This is a genomic window from Pedobacter folensis, from assembly GCF_056490665.1.
On record NZ_JBWJIF010000003.1, the window covers coordinates 409,879 to 430,055 of the forward strand.

The following is a 20,177-nucleotide window of genomic DNA, read 5'->3' on the forward strand; positions in this document are numbered from 1 at the left end:
ATTATTGTAGTGCAGTATATCTTGTAACGATACTGTTCAGCAGCCAAAAGGCACTTGCGCTTAAAACAAATAAGTCCTACCTTACTGGCAATTTACCTTGGTCTGTAACGTAGTGGTGGTCTTGGGTATAAAACATCAATTCATTATAAATCAAATTACAATATGAGAAAAAAAATCTTTTCGTTTGGTATAAGCTGCCTGCTCCTTGCTGCACCGTCTCTAAAAACATCGGCTGCAACAGCAACTAAAACTGATCACCTTCAATTGGCGGTTGAGCCTGCAGCTCTGATCGGCCGTTGGGACATTACAGTCGATATCAACGGAAAACCGGCACCCGCATGGCTGGAAGTAAAACTGTCTGGTTATAAAACCTTAGTAGGTTATTTTGTATCTACTGCTGGGAGTGCACGTCCGGTAGCGGAAGTAAAGTTCGACAATGGAAAGTTTAGGTTCGAAATCCCGCCACAATGGGAAAGCGGTTCATCAAATTTAATTATAGAGGGCGCGGTGGCCGATGCAGGGATCCAGGGTACAATGACCAATTGCGATGGTAAACAATATAGCTGGAAAGGTGTTAAGGCACCTTACCTGAAAAGGACTGCTGCGCCAACATGGGGCAAGCCTGTTAATTTGTTCAATGGCAAAGACCTTTCAGGGTGGAAAGCCAGCGGACAAAATCAATGGGTCGTAAAAAATGGCATTTTAACCAGTCCGAAAGCAGGTTCAAACCTCGTTACCGAACAGAAGTTTAATGATTTTAAGCTCCATGTCGAATTCAAATATGCCAAAGGAGGAAATAGCGGGGTATACTTAAGAGGCCGCTACGAGGTGCAGATTGAGGATAGCAAAAAAGATGCGCACCCTAACAGCGTACTTTTTGGTGGTGTTTACGGTTTTTTAACGGCCAATGAAATGGTTACGCTCGGCCCAGGCGAATGGCAAAGTTACGATATTACCCTCGTAGGGCGTTTGGTAACTGTGGTAGCCAATGGCAAAACCATCATCAGTAACCAGGAAATTCCGGGGATAACGGGTGGCGCGCTGGATAGTAATGAAGGCGAGCCCGGACCTATTTACCTTCAGGGAGATCACGAACCGATTGAATACCGGAAAATCGTGATTACACCCGCAAAATAATGATCTAATTTTAGAGGCCTGGAAAAATCCAGGCCTTTTTTATGTACAAAGTTTCCAGTTTTCATGAGCTGGCCTGTAACTTTGACTGGTAAGCAATAAATAACATTAAATTTATAGTTAACGCTGTTTATTCGAGATTGAAAAATCTCCATTGCAAAAACTGCTTTAGAATAAATGCTTAAAATAATTTTGTTATTCTATTATTAGTTATTAAATTAGTTTCTACGATTGCATAATCTATTAAATCCCTTTAATGGTAATGGCAATCTTTCTTTATCAGGTATTTCAACCTGAATCACATCCCAACTGAGGACGGAAGTCCAATCATCCCACATTTACATTGCTTTGGCCTGAAGGCCCTGAGCATGCTGTTTTTATATTTTATTGTGCCCGTAGCTGACCAAATGTTGGCTGCAGCAAAATAATTTGTAGTAAACTGACAATTGATCGTGGAAGCCAGGAATTATTCCTGTTGCTTTCGCAGTTGATAATGTCAGCGTAGAAATTGATGCTGAAATTGTAGAAATCAATACCGGAAAACTGATACAGGAGCGCGCATAGCGCATACCTGGCGGCTGGAAATTCGATGGAGCAACAGCGCATAAGCGTGATTAACAAAAGATAACCATTTATAAACCTTTATAAAAAATAGAATGATGACACATAAAGATGAAAATACTTAGCCCTGGCGATCATAACACTTCTAAAAATTCAGGCAAACAGACCTGCTTGAACCAAACAAGACCATTACCGAGATCCAATAATGTGAAAAAATTACGACCTGACTGACCGTAAACTGCTGGTTTATAGCCTGATGTATTGTCTATGCCTCAGTTCCTTTAAAGGACAGGAATACAATGCGAACAGTTATTTTGCCAGTTGCTAAGAGATTTAGGTTACCAAACAAATTTCATCCAAATCTTATACGATGCAAGTCAGTGCTCCTGAAAATATTAAAACATATAAAAATGAAAAATTACATTGCTGTACTGGCAATATTTATTCCATCACTAACCTTTGCGCAGGAAAACCTGAAGCTTTGGTACAAGCAACCTGCCAAAGAATTTACAGAAGCTTTGCCGCTAGGCAATGGCAGGCTTGGTGCTATGGTATATGGCGGGGTAAAGCATGAATTGATCCAGTTGAATGAAGCTACTTTATGGTCGGGCGGCCCTATGCGTACCAATATGAACCCGGGAGCTTACGCCAACCTGCTGCTGGCACGCGAGGCCCTCTTGAAGAATGAGGATTATGCGGCGGGAGATCAATTAGCCAGAAACATGCAGGGCAATTACAGCGACTCCTATTTCCCTTTGGGCAATCTTTCCATCACGCAGGATCTCCCTGGCAGCGATCCGTCAGCCTATTACCGCGACCTGGATATCAAAAATGCCATAACGACCACCCGGTTCACTATCGGTGGAATAACTTATACCCGGCAAATGATCAGCTCAGCACCCGACCAGGTGATGGTGATTCGATTTACGGCAAGCAGGCCGGGCGCCTTAAGTTTTAAGCTGGCCACCAGCAATGTATTAAAACACCAAAACATAGCCATCTCCAATAACGGATTAGCCATGAGGGGCAAAGTACCCGCGCATATCCAACCCAATTATATCAATACCAAAAACCCGATTGAATGGGACGATAGTCTGCATCAACGTGGCATGCGTTATGAACTATTGGTGAAAGCGGTAAACAAAGGCGGCTCGGTAAGCACCGATACATCAGGCATCACTGTAAAAAATGCCGATGAAGTGCTGGTTTACCTTTCGGCAGCGACCAGTTTTAACGGCTTCTACAAAAGTCCGGTTACCCAAGGGCAGGATGAGAATAAGCTCGCCATAAAGTACCTTGCCAAAGCATTGATGAAAGCATGGCCTGCTTTGCTGAGTGCGCATACATCCGACTATCATCATTATTTTAACCGGGTAAACTTCAACCTGGCCATTCCGGCAGATAATTCAAATGCCACGCTTCCCACTAACGAACGCCTGATAAAATACACGAATGGTGTACAAGACCCATCGTTCGAAACATTATATTTTCAATACAACAGGTATTTGCTGATATCCTGTTCGCGGCCGGGTGGGATGCCAGCCAATTTACAGGGGATTTGGAACAAAGACCTCCGCCCGGCATGGAGCTCCAATTACACGACTAATATTAATGCCCAGATGAACTACTGGCCTGCTGAAGCAGCCAACCTGTCGGAAATGCAACTACCTTTTATCAATTTTATTAAAAACACTGCCGTAACTGGTAAAATAACTGCAACCCAGTTTTACCATGCACACGGCTGGGCAGTACACCACAACAGTGATATCTGGGCCATATCTAACCCGGTGGGTGAAGGCAAAGGCGATCCGTGTTGGGCCAACTGGGCCATGGGTTCGCCCTGGCTGTCGCAACACCTGTGGTGGCATTACCAGTTTACACAGGATAAAAACTACCTGCGCCAAACCGCATACCCTTTAATGAAAGGGGCGGCACAGTTTTGCATGGACTGGCTGGTGCCTTACCAGGGCTATCTCGTAACCGCCCCCTCGGTATCGCCGGAGAACGCTTATCTTGACAAGAACGGCAAGCAGCAACGTGTCTCAATCGCCACCACCATGGATATGTCTATTATCCGGGACCTGTTCACCAATGTTATTGATGCTGCTGATGAGTTAGGCGATGACAAGGTTTTCCGTGACAGCATTATAGCTAAACGGGCTTTGCTTTTCCCCCTGCATATCGGCAAAAAAGGCAATTTGCAGGAGTGGTATAAAGACTACGAGGATATTGACCCCCACCACCGCCATGTATCGCACCTGTTTGGATTATTTCCCGGAGCCGAGATATCGCCTCTTAAAACACCCGGATTTGCAACGGCTGCCAAAAAAACGCTTGAATTAAGGGGCGATGACGGCACAGGCTGGAGCCTTGCCTGGAAGATCAACTTCTGGGCACGCCTGCTGGATGGCAACCACGCTTATAAATTGCTCCATCTGCTAATACGCCCTGCAAGTACAGAAAGTTTCAATTATACAAACGGCGGCGGATTATACACCAATTTGTTTGATGCACACCCGCCGTTCCAGATAGATGGCAACTTTGGCAGCTTATCCGGTATGTGCGAAATGCTGTTGCAGAGCCAGTCGGATGAGATTAATATGCTGCCCGCCCTGCCAGATGCCTGGGCTGAAGGCACGATTAGCGGACTAAAAGCGCGCGGGAATTTCACGGTGGATATGGATTGGAAAAATAAGCGGCTCGTGAGTGCTTCTGTATTATCAGGAGCGGGCGGCGCATGCCGAATTCGTACGGCTAACCCTGTTAAAGTTGCGGGTATTGCGGCTAAATCAACAAAAACTGCAAATGGCTATATCACTACGTTCACTTCAAAGAAAGGGCTACACTATCGTATCACAGCAATTTAATTTGAATTAAAATAGATAAACAACCATCACCTGGAACAGTTGACCAAATGTTATTTTCTCATACCATGATAAGAAGTACAATGCTTAATTTCTACAAGCGCATGCCTGTATTTACTTTGTTATTTTTCAACTTAGGCGTAACTGTTGAGCTGTATGCACAGGCACCTCTCACTCAAAAATCTTCTGCTGATATTTCGAACAAATTATCCTTAGCAGGAAATTGGCGGGTATTACTCGATCCGATGGATGAAGGAAAAAAAGCCAGCTGGTTTTTAAAAGATATTGACACTATCCGTATAGCAAAATCCCTGGCAGAACGGTTTATCAAATATCATGGAGCAATTACACTCCCCGGATCACTTGAACAGGGCGGTTACGGAGAGCCTATAGGACAAGAGAATTTTAACTTGTTTGAACATAAACTCCCGGGTCCGCTTGCAAGATTAAACAGAACCCGCCGCTACACCGGTAAAGCCTGGTACCAGCGGTCGATAGTTGTTCCTGAATCGTGGAAAGGCAGCCAGTTGTCGGTTTCATTGGAAAGATGTATGTGGAATACCGAGTTATGGGTAGATGGCGCATCTTTTGGTTCACAATCGAGCCTCTTATCACCTCACGATTATCAACTGGGGCAGCTGACTCCGGGCAGGCATACTATTTCCATCTGTGTTGATAATGCAAGAATTTTTAACATAGGGGAATGGAGCCATGCCTATTCCGATGAAGTACAAACCATTTGGAACGGTATCATCGGCCGGATGGAAATGTCTGCACATAAAAGCATGGCTGTTGAAAGTATAAATGTTTATACCAATCCTGATCTAAAACAATTTGAGGTACATGTAAAAGCGCATAACTCGCTTGACAAAGAAGTAAACGCCAATATTGAACTGCGTATTTCAGGTTCTAAATCAAAGGATATCATCCATAGCATAAATCTTCAGCCACATTTAAAGAGCGGGGATACTACACTAATAGTTGTTGTACCCATCGCAAAGGGCTTTAAGTTATGGGATGAATTTCATCCGAATCTGTATAGGGTGCAGGTCAGTCTGGCAGCAAAAAATATCAGGTGTGTGAGCACGCAGTTATTCGGCTTACGGTCATTTGAAACCAGGGGCGGCAATTTCGTGATCAATAAACAGCCTGTTTTTTTAAGGGGGACACACGATGAAGGCGCCTTTCCGCTAACCGGTTATCCCTCAACGGATAAAAAAGACTGGATTAGAATTATGGGAATCATCAAAAGTTACGGCTTGAACCATGTAAGGTTCCATTCTTTCACTCCGCCCGACGCAGCCTTTGCAGCGGCAGATGAGCTTGGAATCTATCTTCAATGCGAGCTGCCTTTGTTCAATATCAATGCGCCGCCTATCGGTAAGGATGCCGCCCGCGATCAATTCCTGAAAGATGAACTGAAGAGGATACTGATCACCTACGGAAACCACCCTTCTTTTTGCCTGATGAGCATGGGAAATGAATTAACCGGAGATTACGGGATATTGGATCGGCTGGTGGTTTATGGGAAAGCCATCGACAATAAACGTCATTTATATACCCGCACCACAAACCCCGAAGCTGGGGGTGCTTTAAAGCCGGGCCAGTTTGATCAATACCTTGCGCTTCATGCCGGATTGGAAAATGGAAGGCGGATAATGAAACGAGGCGAAGATGTTTTCGATCGTTCTGTCCCTCAATCATCTTCAGATTACCGAAATGCACTCTCTTACTTAACTATACCCTGTATTTCTCATGAGATAGGGCAATGGTGTGTGTACCCCGACTATAATCAAATAAAAGATTATACGGGTATACTCCGGCCATTAAACCTGGAGTGGATGCGACAATCCATGCAGCAAAAAGGCCTGCTGCCATTAAATCAGGCTTTCTCGGCCGCATCGGGTAAGTTCGCCATGTTACTTTACCGCGAAGAAATAGAACGTTCTTTGCGTACCCCGAATTATGGTGGCTTTCAACTCCTAGATCTGCATGATTATCCTGGCCAGGGCACAGCACTTGTTGGGATTCTTGATGTTTTTTGGAAATCAAAAGGCATAATCTCACCTGCTGAATTCAGGCATTTCTGCTCGCCGGTGGTACCACTCTTGCGATTGGAAAAATATGTTTGGCTGAATACTGACACCATAAAGAGTGTGGTAGATTTTGCGAACTATTCAATGGAAAATATTACCCTCAAACCCTATTATGTAGTTCTTGATCAGCAAAAGAAAATAATCGGACAAGGGCAGTTGCAAAACAAGCCCATTCTATCGGGTGGGTTGACACGGGTTGGAGCCGTTCATTATTCGCTAACTGGTGTAAAAAAAGCACAGCAACTAACCATTCAGATTCGTACCTCAAATGCAACAATTGTTAACGAATGGAATATTTGGGTTTATCCTTCAGATCAATCAGTATCAGTAACGGGTTTATCGGTAACCAGGCGGTTGGATGCTGCAGCCATGAAGCGTCTTGAAGATGGCCAAACGGTAGTTTTATTGCATCCTGAACTAAAACAGGCACAGGCAATACGATTCCCGACGCCGTTTTGGAATGTACTTCTTTTTTCAGCTCAACCTAAAACCTATGGGATATATTGTAATCCTAAAAATCCTGTTTTTAATCATTTCCCAACGGCAGATCACTCTGAATGGCAATGGTGGAATTTAACCCATGCGGATGGCAGGACAGACAGTTTTAGTAATGGTGCAATGGTACTGGACGAACTTCCCCATGAGCTAAATCCATTGGTTTACGTGATTGACGATCCTACATTAAACAATAAACTGGCCCTTTTATTTGAGTGTAAGGTTAAGAAAGGCAAATTAATCGTCTGCTCACTCGATTTGCAAGGCAGACTTAAGCAGGATATTGTGGCTAAACAACTTTACAAAAGTATAATGATGTATGCACAGTCAGCAGCATTTAATCCCCCGGTGACATTAACTAAAGCGCAACTGGATTTAATATTGAAATGACAAGGGCTTTGCTAAACAGCTAATAAACAACTAACACAAATGAGTTGAAACACCAAAGGGATGTTGGGCAGCAGCAGTTTGAGAAGTTCTGAATGTTGCCCTCTCCCCTAGGTTGGGCAGGGCCTGAGTGACTTATTTATAAACCAACAATAAACCAAATAATAATAAACTAAAAATTAATGTATGGAGAAAAAATACAACAGACATGAAAAAGTGAGTCCATTACAGGGGTAGCTCCGCAGGCCTTGAAAATCTTTCATTTTCCTGAAAAAATAGGTGACAAATAGCCTGAATGACGCTGTTGTATACTGTTTTCAGGTTCTGAAAAGGCCTTAATTAAAAATTGATATTGATTTAAAAAAAAAAATTATGAAAAAAAAATCTCAGACCGCACTCTTTTTAAGTGTTGTGGTTATAAATACTTTCATGGTATTTTTATATGGTGGTGCAGAAGCACGTGCGCCGATCCATATTGATGCTTTTCGAAATACTTTGGGATCTTATAGCACTGGAGTATCGGATCATTCAAAAATGATCATTCAGGAAATCCGGAAAGACAAAATAATCACCGGTAAAGTTACCGATGATAAAGCAAATCCACTTCCAGGAGTGGGGGTAACGCAGCGTGGCACAGGGAAGGGTACAGTTACCAGTACAGATGGTAGCTATTCATTAACCGTATCGGGAGATGATGCGGTGCTCGTTTTTTCCTATATGGGCTATGATACGCAAGAAATCCCTATAGGTGGCCGAACAGTGATTGATGTGAAGATGCAATCCGATAACCGGGTACTTAATGAAGTAGTGGTGGTAGGATTTGGTACCCAGAAAAAAGTAAATTTGACTGGCGCCGTTGGAACCGTTAGTGGTAAGCAACTGGAAAACCGGCCCGTTATTAATGCCTTACAATCATTGCAGGGCATTGTACCGGGATTGAATATTACGCAATCAAACGGTGCATTTAATACACCGCCGTCTATTGATATTCGTGGAACCGGCAGCATTAGCTCGGCTTCGAGTGCAGCGCCGCTGGTTTTGATCGATGGTATGGATGGATCATTAACCGCACTTAACCCCGCAGATATAGATAATATATCCGTTCTGAAGGATGCTTCCGCCTCTTCTATATATGGCTCAAGGGCAGCCTTTGGCGTAATTTTAGTCACTACCAAAAAAGGCAAGATTGGTAAAGTATCAGTGAATTACAATGATAATTTCCGCTTTACGAGCCCTGTTACATTGCCAAAAACGGTCGACTCCTACACCTTTGCGCTGGTTTTTAATGAAGCCAGCAGAAATGGAAATTCTTCGGATATATTTCGTGCAGATCAATTGCAGCGTATACAGGATTATATGAGCGGCAAGATTACTACAGCAATTATTCCTAATCCAAATAACCCATCACAATGGGGTGATGGATACGCGTATGGCAACGATAATATTGATTATTTTAAGGTGGTTTATGCGAATTCTGCCTTTTCGCAGGAACATAATTTAAGTTTAACCGGTGGCGACGCGAAAACCACCTATTACTTATCTGGAAACTATCTGGGCCAAAAGGGTTTGCTGGCCTTAAATCAAGACCTATATAGCCGTTACAGCGTTACCGCCAAGATCAGTACAAAAATTTCTGATCATGTTACGGCTAACTACACTACCCGTAACGTACGCGAACAAATACAGCAGCCCAGTGCATTGGGTGGTGGGCTTTATGAGAGTTTGGCAAGACAAGGCTGGCCAACATTACCACTTTATGATCCCAATGGCTTTTTATTCGAATCTCCCTCATTTGCAGCGCCTTTACTAAATGGAGGGTTATATAAGCACCAGCAAGATCTGATGGTGCATCAATTGCAGTTAGTAGCAGAGCCAATAAAAGGCTGGAAAACCTTTGGCGAATTTAATTTCCGTACGATGAATTATTTTGACCATACCGATTATCTGCAAAGATATAACCATGATGTAGCGGGCAATGCCATCATTTATTCAACAGGTTCAAGCGTAAATGAAAAAGGATATAAAGAAGACTACCTGGAAAGTAATATTTATAGTTTTTATGAGAAGAATATTAAAAATCATTATTTCAAGATAACCTTAGGTGCACAAACGGAATCTTTCAAGTATCGCGATATATATGCTTCGAGAGATGGAGTTATTGTACCAGAGTCACCCACAATCAATACCACTTCGGGTTTAAGCTACACCGGATTGGTAATTCCTCCAAATGTTAGTGGCCAATATCAGAAATGGGGTACAGCCGGATATTTTGGACGTATCAATTACAGCTATGACAATAAGTATCTGTTCGAAGCAAACTTAAGATACGATGCTTCATCAAGGTTTCGTGAAGACAAACGCTGGGCTTATTTTCCTTCTTTTTCTGCAGGATGGAACGTAGCAAATGAAGATTTCTTTAAAGAGCATGCCAAATTTTTAAATACTTTTAAATTTAGGGCTTCGTACGGCAGTGTAGGCAACCAGAATACAAACCTCTTTTATCCAACCTATATCATCATGCCGGTAGGCACTGCTAATGGCAGTTGGTTAGTGAATGGCATACAGCCCAATACCGCGGGCGCTCCCAGACCTGTAAGTACAACGCTCACCTGGGAAACGGTTAGAACATTAAATTTAGGCATTGACTATGGATTTCTTAATAACCGGCTAACAGGTTCTTTCGATTGGTATAACCGCAAAACTTTAAACATGCTGGGCCCCGCAGTGGAATTGCCGGTGACTTTTGGTATTGAAGTACCTCCGACAAATAACACTGATTTAAAAACAGAAGGCTGGGAGTTAACGGTTGCCTGGGAAGACCGTACAAAGGGTGGACTTGGTTATGGTTTTAACCTTGGTTTATCTGATGATCAAACGACCGTCACCAGGTACCCCAATATTACTGGTACAACTAACACCTATATACCAGGGCAGAAAATCGGAAACATTTATGGTTTCACCACGATAGGAATAGCCAAAACCCAGGCAGAGATGGATGCACACCTGGCTAGCAGCAGCAATGGCCAAAGTTATTTTGGTTCTTCCTGGGGTGCCGGCGATATTATGTATGCCGATTACAACAACGATGGCAAAATAGACGCAGGAAATGGAACAATAGGCAATCTGGGCGATCGGCATGTTATTGGTAATACAACACCACGTTATAAGATTGGCTTTAATATGCATTTTGACTACAAGGGTTTTGATATGAGCGCCTTTTTTCAAGGGGTATTAAAACAGGATTTCTGGCCTGGTGGTACTAATATTGACAATTATTATTATTGGGGAATCACGGATAATGTATACTATTCCACAGTTCTTGAAGGAGAACAACTAGATTATTTTCGTGCTGATCCTAATAACCCTTTAGGTCAAAATTTAGATGCTCATTTTCCGAGACCAGTGTTTGGCACAAACAAAAACCACAATATGCAAACCGCTTATCTACTTAACGGTGCCTATTTGAGGTTAAAGAATCTTCAGCTGGGATATAGTTTATCTCCATCATTAACCAAACGTATCGGCCTGCAAAAATTGCGACTGTACGTTTCAGGTGATAACCTATTTACCATAACCAAAGTTCCGCCCCAGTTTGATCCCGAAACTATAAACGGAGGTGCAAAGGACACGCCCAGAGCGAGAGGAAACGCATATCCGTTAACAAAAGTTATCTCCATCGGTTTAAATGTTACATTTTAAATAAATAAGAAATGAAGAATTTAAGAAATAAAAACTATGCCTGGTTTATCATCATTGCGTTAGCTGTGTTAATAATTCCATCGTGTAAAAAGAATTTACTTGATGTAACTCCCCCCTCTGATATTACACCGGATGATTATTTAATTGAGGAATCCCAACTGGGCGCTTATGCCATTGCTCGTTATGGTATGCTACCATCGCACGCGCAGGTGGGTAATTATACTTTTGGAACTTTTTCACTTGATCAGGCAACAGACAACCAGGTGGGCACTTCTCAGGACAATAGATTTGCACCTGGTTTAGTGAAAGTTCCTTCAGGTTTGGATGGCAACTGGAACTTTACTGATATATTCCAGTGCAATTACTTCCTTCAAACGGTTATACCGCGTTGGAAGGCCGGAAAAATAACCGGCAGCCAAAATAATATAAACCAGTTCATTGGCGAAATGTATTTTTTACGGGCTTTCGCCTATTTTAGCAAGCTTCGGAATTTAGGTGATTTCCCCATTATAAAGACAATATTTCCGGATGATAGCCAGATATTAACGGAGGCCAGCAAACGCGCGCCACGTTCGGAAGTTGCCCGCTTTATTTTGTCAGACCTTGATTCTGCAGCAATGTTGATGCAGCCTCAGTACAATGCCGCAAAAAACAGACTTTCCAGAAATTGCGCATTGCTGCTCAAATCTCGCGTGGCCTTGTACGAAGGCACATGGCTTAAATATTTTAAAGGTACGGCATTTGTGCCAAACGGCCCAAACTGGCCAGGCGCAGCAAAGGCTTATAACGCCAATTACCAGTTTAAATCAGGAAGCATAGACAATGAGATCCAATACTTTCTGGGAGAGGCCATGACTTCGGCAAAAGCAGTTGCTGATGTGGTAACACTGGTAACAAACACCGGAACCATCGTTTCTCCCAATAACGAAAATCCATATTTTAGCATGTTTGGTGCGCTGGACATGTCGGGTTATAGCGAAGTGCTGTTGTGGCGGCAGGCAACAAACGCTGTAGGGACACATAACGTACCGGTATATGCGCAATTGGGCAACAATGCAATTGGCCTGACGCGCAGTATGGTAGAAAGTTTTGTGATGGCCAATGGATTACCAATTTATGCACCTGGAAGCGGTTGGGCCGGTGATGACTATATTACCAATCAGCGAACAAACCGTGATGGCCGTTTAAATCTTTTCTTAAAAGAACCCGGACAGTTAAATGTATTGATAAACAAAGGCAAAGGGAGTCACGAAACCGATGTTGAACCTACCCCTTTGATATATGCTTCGAACGCAGAACAAAGGTATACTACCGGCTACACCATCAGGAAAGGTATAAGTTATGATGGAGCCCAGGCAAATAATGGTGGAGGTTATACCGGCAGTATTGTTTTTAGGGCTGTTGAAGCTTATCTGAATTATATAGAGGCCTGCTATGAAAAAAACGGATCTTTGGATGCAAGCGCTACAAGTTATTGGCAGAAAATCAGGGCAAGAGCCCAGGTTAACCCTGATTTTAATATCACTATCGCAGCGACCGATATGTCTAAAGAAAAATTAGATTGGGGGGCATATTCGGCCGGTCAGTTAATTTCGCCGACATTATATAATATTCGCCGTGAACGACGTGATGAGCTAATGGCAGAAGGCTTAAGGTACATGGACCTGAGACGCTGGAGAGCTATGGACCAAATGATTACGACGCCAGCCCACATTGAGGGATTTAAACTATGGGGACCTATGCAGAACTGGTACACCCCTAAGCAAATCGTTTATGGGGCTTCAAATAGTGACGCAGTTGTTTCTGACCCCGGATTAAGTGTTTATTTAAGGCCGTTTGAAGTAAAAAGTAATGCCGATTCTTATAAGGGGGTGCGTTGGGCAATGGCACATTATTTAAGCCCAATTGGTATTCAAAATTTTTCCATTACTGCAAACGGCGGAGATTTAGCCTCATCTCCCATTTATCAAAATCCTGGTTGGCCACTTAGCGGAGGGGCCTCTCCAATCGGATATTAAAAAAATCATCATTACATCGGCAAAATGATAATGATTGATAATTGGCCTGGGTTTACCCGGGCCTTTTTATTATGGCTTTAATTTGGGGCGCTCCAATTGACAATATATCGTTTAAATGGGGTAATAAACTGTTATTATATTTGTTTGGTATTGATGAAAATTGTTGATGTTAAGAAGACGAATGTCTGCTCATTAATCATTTGCTAAAATCCATTTAAAAACATCTCTATGAAGACATTCATTAAAACATTTTCTTTAGTCGTGTTAGTAAGCTTTTCCTGCTTAACCCTTTATTCCCAGAATAAACAGGTGAAAACCAAACCCAACATCCTGCTCATTTTTGCTGATGATCTTGGATATATGGATTGTGGCTTTACCGGCAGTAAGCTCATGGAAACACCAAATATTGATGCACTTTCTAAAAAGGGCATGGTATTTAATAATGCTTACGCTGGCGCAGGCAACTGTGCGCCGAGCCGTGCTTCGTTAATAAGTGGTCACTATACACCCAGACATGGCGTTTACGCAGTAGGAAGTACCACCCGAGGGCCTGTAGCGCAGATGAGACTGGTTCCGGTACGCAATAATATGGAGCTGAACCCCACATTTGTAACCATAGCCGAGGGACTAAAAGGGCAGGGCTATGCTACAGCTATTTTTGGTAAGTGGCACCTGGGCGAAACGCAGGAAACACAGCCAGAAGCGCAAGGCTTTGACCAGTATTTCCGTGGACCAAAAACCAATATGGGAACCGACGGGCAGATTGATCCAAAGGGTGTGTCTACCTTAACTGATGAGGCCATCAGGTTTATGCAAACCAAACGGGAAAAACCTTTTTTCGCTTACCTTGCACATAACGCCATTCACTCTAAACTGGAGGCAAAACCAGAAACGATAGAGAAATTTAAGAAAAAAGGTTTAAAAGACAACATGGCACTCTATGCCGCCTGCACCTACGATTTTGATGCCAGCATCGGGGTATTGATGGATTTTATGAAAAAATCAGGGCTCGATAAAAATACCCTGATTATTTTTACAAGCGATAATGGCGCCACACAACAATCTTCGCAAGAACCTTTAAGAGGCAATAAAGGATCCTACTACGAAGGAGGAATAAGAGAGCCTTTTATCGCTTACTGGCCCGGTCATATCAAACCGGCAGCTGTAAATTCTACACCGATTATCAATCTGGATTTTTACCCTACTTTTATGGCCATCGCTGGCAACAATACATTCAAAGGTGATGGAGAAGACCTGAGCCCGCTCTTATTTGGTCATAAAACAGAAACAAGCAGAAGGGCTATATTTTGGTATTTTCCTGGCTACCTTGATAATCCGGTAATCAGAGGTCGCGATAAGGTATTTAGAACAAGGCCCGTTGCGGTAATCAGAAAAGGTGATTTTAAATTGCACCTCTACCTCGAAGAGTGGTTGTTGGATGGAGGAAAAGCCAAAATTAGCAGTAACCATGCCGTAGAATTATATAATATCAAAACAGACGAGGGCGAACACAATAACCTGGCGGATGCTGATCTGAAAAAAAGAGATGAACTATTGGATGATCTTTTAAGCTGGATGAAGAAAACCAAAGCGCCACTCCCAACCAAAATTACCGCGACGAATAAACCTGTTGAGGGCTCGGTAGCTGGTGAAAACTAGCAATGAAACTGAAGTGAATAGCTTGATCTGGGATAACCTGCTGCGTTTGTTCCATATAACGATATGTTGTCAGATCTTTCCATCTGACAACATCATATAAATTCATTTTAGAAAACCTCAAAACCCGTATTGAGCAATAGCATATAAACTGCCAGATAACAGACCATAAATGCGGTTGATAATGCGAAGTAGCGGGTTACCTTGTGGCTTCCTTTTTTAAATGGAAGCAGGAACAGGATATTGAATATTTCTGATAACAATGCACATATAAAATTCAAAGAGACCATCACGCAGCTAAAAGCCACTACAAAAATAGCAGGCTGGATGATGATTCCGGAAGGAAGGCCGTAGAGTGCACCCATCATAAAACTGAGGGGAAGGATAATCAAAGCATATTTCAATCCCGATTTAAACTGCAAAAGAAAATACCTGCCTAATTTCGGAAGTGGTGTTTTAATTTTCGCTGGTTTTAATTCCTTTTCAACTATTGGAGTTTCCAATGCCTCATCCAATACGGCTTCATTGGTTTTTCGTTTTTTACCTCTCTTTTGTTTCTTATAACGTGGCCACCAGATGATAAAACCTGTAATAAAGAGGGCCAAAGGTATTAATCCGGCAATAATGGCGATAACCTGCGTCGGCCTGCCACCAAAGCTTCCATAATGGATGGGCGTTAACCAGCTGAGATAAGCATTGCCAACATTTGGGAAATCCTTCCGGCTGTTCAGTAACACTTTGCCCGTATATTGATCAACAATAAGCATTTCTCTTTTTCCAACCTTAGGTAGGTTTCCGCTCACTACATCCAAACGATAAGTTCCCATTTTATCGGCCGGAAAGGCAATCCCGCCAATATAACCGTTTGGCATTTTTTCTTTGGCTGCGGCAACAACCTGTTTAAGCGGAAGTGGCACAGCCTGTGCATGCCATGCCGATTTTGCCCCTAACAATTTGGCAACTCCTTGCGGCGACTTCCCGCTAAGCACGAACAACAGTGGAATAATAAGTGTAGAAAAAGTAATCGAAAAACCGGTAAGACTCAGTATTGCCACAATGGGAGAGGAGTAAAAACCGAGTGAATTGTGCCAGTCGTAATTTTGCCGCTTAAGTGATCCGCTAAACCTTACGGTAAGTACCGATTTTAACTGTTTCCATTTCTTAGGAATCCATAAACGTAAACCTGAAATGGTTAAAATTAAAAGACAGAGTGAAGCTAAACCACAAATGTATCGTCCCGCAACAGGAATAAGCAACGTCCGGTGCAGTTCGGTAACTATATGAATAAAAGAACTGGTGTGTATTCTTTTGCCAGTTGTTTTTCCTGTATAGGGATTAATAAAAGTTTCTCCGCCAGTTTTTAAATCCAGCACGCTATATGCTTCATTTGGATTTTTGAAGTTATTGAGCATCAGGTAATCGATTTTTAATTTGGGATAGTTTTTCTTAATTAAAGGCACGATCTCCTCAACAGGCATCTTTTGTTTCTGTGCAATCACCTCGAATAGCTTAGGGTTCAGCGCACGGTCTATCTCATCCTGAAAAACCAGGATACTACCGGTAACACCAACAAAAGCAACAATTGCCCCGGCAATAATACCAAGATAAAGATGCCATTTACCAAACCACCTTTTTTGATGTTTTGCCCAGTTTAGCCTTCGAGGAGTGTGTTCTGATTTCATTTTTTAGCTTGGTTTCCAATGCGGATATCGCGATAGGGAATTTGGTTTACGCTTACAAAGAAATTGTTTTAATTGCTTTCATCCAAATTATATTTAATAAGTCTAAATAATAATTCATCGAATATTCTCGAAATGGAAATTGCTATCCGCTTTTTAATTCAATAAGTCTGGCTTACACGCTCAATAGTTGATTAGAATGAGAAGGTGGAATTTTAGCGTATGGCCCCTGCTGCGGGTTAATTGATGATTCAGGTCATTTTATCCGTAGGAACAAGGGGAAAAGAGGGCAAAAAAAACATTGTAAACGATCAAATTAGTGGTAGTTGCGGCTAGGTATTCTTCTGAGATTTATCCTAATAGCATTGGTGGTTTGGTTGGGCTCCAAACCATCCGGCAAAAAACCAAACAAAAAAACTAACCAACCAAAGAATTAGATTATGAAACAGGTATTACAAATGCACTTACGGGTGCTCGGAATCGTCTTCATTTTACTGCAGTCCTATCATGTTTTTGCTCAGGTAAAAATATCGGGAACGGTAGTAGATGCAGAAGGAAAGATCCCATTGGCGGCTGCCACAATTTCCGTTACAGGGAGCGCTGCATCCTCGGTAAAGGCAGACGAGTCGGGTAAATTTACAATTGCTGTACCCAGTGGAGCAATGCTAAGGGTTACCATGACCGGCTATAAAGCGATAACTGTTGTGCCTAAACAGGGAATAGTAATAGAAATGGTCTCTACCGCAATCAATTTAAACGAAACGGTGATTGTCGGTTACACCAAGCAAAAGAAAGAACTTTTGAGCGGGTCTGTCGCTTCTGTTAAATTTAAAGAGACAGACACCGAAATCCCGACTACATCAGTAGGTAACTTATTGGCAGGTAGAATGCCAGGCTTATATGTTTCCACGCCTAGTGGGATACCAGGAGCACAACCCAGCATTCGCATCAGAACGCCAAGCTCATGGAATACAGCGCCGGTTTTATATGTAATTGACGGAAAAGTAACCAGTGATGCGGCAGAATTCAACAATTTAAGCCCTAATGAAATTGAAGATGTAACCATTTTAAAAGACGCGGCGACTACAGCTGCTTATGGTGCCCGTGCAGGCGGGGGAGTGATGTTGATTACCACCAAACGCGGTAAGGCCGGAAAAGCATCTGTAAACTATTCGGTGAACACCGGAAAAGATGTCCGTGGAAATAACATGGAGCTAACCAGTATCATGGAGTGGGGAGCGATTCAAAACAGAATTTGGGGCGAAGCTGGCGGACCAGCAAATACTCCCTGGACCGCTGATGCAAAAGCATACTTTCAGGATGCGGATTTTGGTGGCGGCAAGGGCTATGGGTTTAATGCCTTAAAAGATGTTTATGTCGATCCCTCTATTACTACGCATAATTTAAGTGCCTCTGGAGGGACGGATAAACTTCAGTATTTTATCGGCGGCTCTTATGTAAACCAGGAAACTTTTATCAAAAACACCAACGAAAAAAAGTACAACGTCAGGGCAAATATAACGGCTAACCTGACCAAAGATGTAACTGTTTTCGCTGGCTTTAGCATAAACAATAATAAATTTAATGCCCCTCAGGGCGACTGGTCGGGAGATATGTTTCCTAAACTTTTGGTATGGCAGCCATATATGCCCTCGTTTACGGCTTCGGGCGACCCAGTGTATTATTTCTGGATTACCAATAAACCAGGTGAAGCGCAAGGATTGGCAGGCTACAATAAATCAGAGGCCATCAAATCTGTTGCGAATTTAAATTTAACTTATAAGGCCCCGTTTTTGGAAGGATTAAGTGCTAAAGTTGGCTATATAAAAAGCTTTACGAACACCAATCAAAAAATATATTCACATCCTTTTACTTATTACGAACTGAAACAGATTACACCAGTTATCTGGGATTTAAATACTGTTGTAGGGAAAAGTCTTACACAACATTCGAATTCTATAGAAAAACTATCTGCCTGGAACCAAGAGGAACAATTGAACTTTCAGTTAAACTTTGAACGAAATTTTGGCAAGCATCACGTAAATGCAGCACTGGTGTACGAACGTCAGGAACGTTCCGGTGACGGTATTGATGCGACCATCAATGGTTTTCCTATTTATACAACTGACCAGTGGTGGGCCTCCACCGGAGGAGCAGGTGTGGTCAACGGTACGGCAACAAAAAGTATCAGCAATACCTATGGGTTCGAGGTAACAACTGGCCGTAAATCGTATGTTGGACAATTTGCTTACGATTATGGAGATAAGTATATCGCTACTTTCACCTATCGTTATGATGGTTCGGTAATTTTTGCCCCGGATAAACGTTGGGGATTCTTCCCTGCCGGTTCTGCAGCCTGGGTGATCTCTAAAGAAAACTTCTTTAGAAATGTAAAAGGAATTGAATCATTAAAATTAAAGGCTTCTTTCGGAATAACAGGTAATGATAACGTAGCACGCTGGCAATATGAAGATAAATATGTTCCGGGAGGCAGTGCATTTTTTGGCGAATCGCCTGCACTTAACCCTGGGATACGATATGATGTATTGCCCAATCCCGACATTACCTGGGAAAAATACCAGAACAAGAACATAGGGGTCGATATCAGTTTCTTAAAACATTTCACAGCCTCAGCAGAGTATTGGCATAACCTTACCTACGATATTCTGGCTGCAAAGATCCAGTCTACCCCACCAACCTTTAGCCGCCCATTACCATCTGTGAATTACGGTAAAATGAAAGCAAACGGTATTGATATCGGCCTGAACTACAACAACAGGGTTGGCGAATTTAATTATAGCGTAGGTGCGAATTTCACTTATGGCGATTCATGGTATGTGACGAGGGATCAGAATGTAACTTACGATTATCAGGATATACTCAAAGAGGGACGTTCTGCGAATATGATTACAGGTTACACGGTTGATAAGATGCTCAGGTCGCAAGCGGATGTGGATGCTTTACTGGCGGCTAAACCTGGATATACTTTCAATGGCATTGCGCCTAAACCCGGACAGCTGGCCTACGTGGATTTTAATGGTGATAATAAAATCAACGACAACGACATCACGGTGCTAAACAATAGCAATAATGCCAAAGTAGTGGGTTTAAATTTAAGTGCAGAGTGGAAGGGAATAAGTGTGAATGCCAATTTTAATGGTTCGTTCGGTTATAAAAAATCTTTCAATGATTTATCCGGAGGGGTAGAATGGAACAGGATGTGGCGCCCTTGGTACGATGAGTCATGGAGTCCGGAAAATCCTGATAACGCCTGGTTGCCTTATCGCTACAGCGCAAATGATGCGGTAAGAGGTGTTAATACAGCCGGAAGTAATTTCTGGCTGGCAGATGCAAGTTTTCTGCGCCTGAAGTTTTTGAATGTTGCTTATAATGTTCCGCAAAAATTATATAAAAAATACGTAAACAACATTCGCTTTTATGTATCCGGATCTAATCTTTTTGTGATCAGCAAATTCAACAAAAAATTCTATGATCCTGAAATGGGTGGAGGTACGGCTTTCCCAATTGTTAAATCCTACAATGCCGGTCTTAGCGTAACGTTCTAAATTTTAACATTAAAAGGAAATC

General features: G+C 42.5%; 8 protein-coding genes. 7 read left to right on the forward strand and 1 reads right to left on the reverse strand.

Features of this window, described 5'->3' with window-relative positions; translation table 11 throughout:
- The first annotated feature begins 162 nt into the window (after nucleotides 1-162).
- The 6 genes from AC04QZ_RS16280 (at nucleotide 163) to AC04QZ_RS16305 (ending at nucleotide 14,913) form a co-directional block, all read left to right on the forward strand.
- The gene (locus AC04QZ_RS16280; protein WP_478358642.1) at nucleotides 163-1,137 is read left to right on the forward strand and encodes a 3-keto-disaccharide hydrolase; all 975 of its coding nucleotides are present in this window, start codon (nucleotides 163-165) and stop codon (nucleotides 1,135-1,137) included.
- Nucleotides 1,138-2,105: 968 nt separating this feature from the next.
- Nucleotides 2,106-4,562 carry a glycoside hydrolase family 95 protein gene (locus tag AC04QZ_RS16285; protein ID WP_478358643.1) on the forward strand — a complete coding sequence of 819 codons (2,457 nt, stop codon included), beginning with the start codon at nucleotides 2,106-2,108 and terminating at the stop codon, nucleotides 4,560-4,562.
- A 65-nt stretch (nucleotides 4,563-4,627) separates the two neighbouring features.
- Nucleotides 4,628-7,540 (forward strand): glycoside hydrolase family 2 TIM barrel-domain containing protein, encoded by a 2,913-nt coding sequence (locus AC04QZ_RS16290; RefSeq protein ID WP_478358644.1) that lies wholly within the window; start codon nucleotides 4,628-4,630, stop codon nucleotides 7,538-7,540.
- Nucleotides 7,541-7,909: 369 nt separating this feature from the next.
- The gene (locus tag AC04QZ_RS16295) at nucleotides 7,910-11,236 is read left to right on the forward strand and encodes a SusC/RagA family TonB-linked outer membrane protein (protein WP_478358645.1); all 3,327 of its coding nucleotides are present in this window, start codon (nucleotides 7,910-7,912) and stop codon (nucleotides 11,234-11,236) included.
- Nucleotides 11,237-11,247: 11 nt separating this feature from the next.
- Nucleotides 11,248-13,254 (forward strand): RagB/SusD family nutrient uptake outer membrane protein, encoded by a 2,007-nt coding sequence (locus AC04QZ_RS16300; RefSeq protein WP_478358646.1) that lies wholly within the window; start codon nucleotides 11,248-11,250, stop codon nucleotides 13,252-13,254.
- Nucleotides 13,255-13,482: 228 nt separating this feature from the next.
- The gene (locus AC04QZ_RS16305; protein ID WP_478358647.1) at nucleotides 13,483-14,913 is read left to right on the forward strand and encodes a sulfatase; all 1,431 of its coding nucleotides are present in this window, start codon (nucleotides 13,483-13,485) and stop codon (nucleotides 14,911-14,913) included.
- 107 nt (nucleotides 14,914-15,020) lie between these two features.
- On the opposite strand, the gene AC04QZ_RS16310 is transcribed toward AC04QZ_RS16305, so the two are convergent.
- Nucleotides 15,021-16,592, reverse strand: coding sequence for a PepSY-associated TM helix domain-containing protein (locus AC04QZ_RS16310; RefSeq protein ID WP_478358648.1), 1,572 nt, complete (start codon nucleotides 16,590-16,592; stop codon nucleotides 15,021-15,023).
- Nucleotides 16,593-17,029: 437 nt separating this feature from the next.
- On the opposite strand from AC04QZ_RS16310, the gene AC04QZ_RS16315 reads away from it, so the two are divergent.
- Nucleotides 17,030-20,155 carry a SusC/RagA family TonB-linked outer membrane protein gene (locus AC04QZ_RS16315; protein ID WP_478358649.1) on the forward strand — a complete coding sequence of 1,042 codons (3,126 nt, stop codon included), beginning with the start codon at nucleotides 17,030-17,032 and terminating at the stop codon, nucleotides 20,153-20,155.
- Nucleotides 20,156-20,177: the final 22 nt, after the last annotated feature.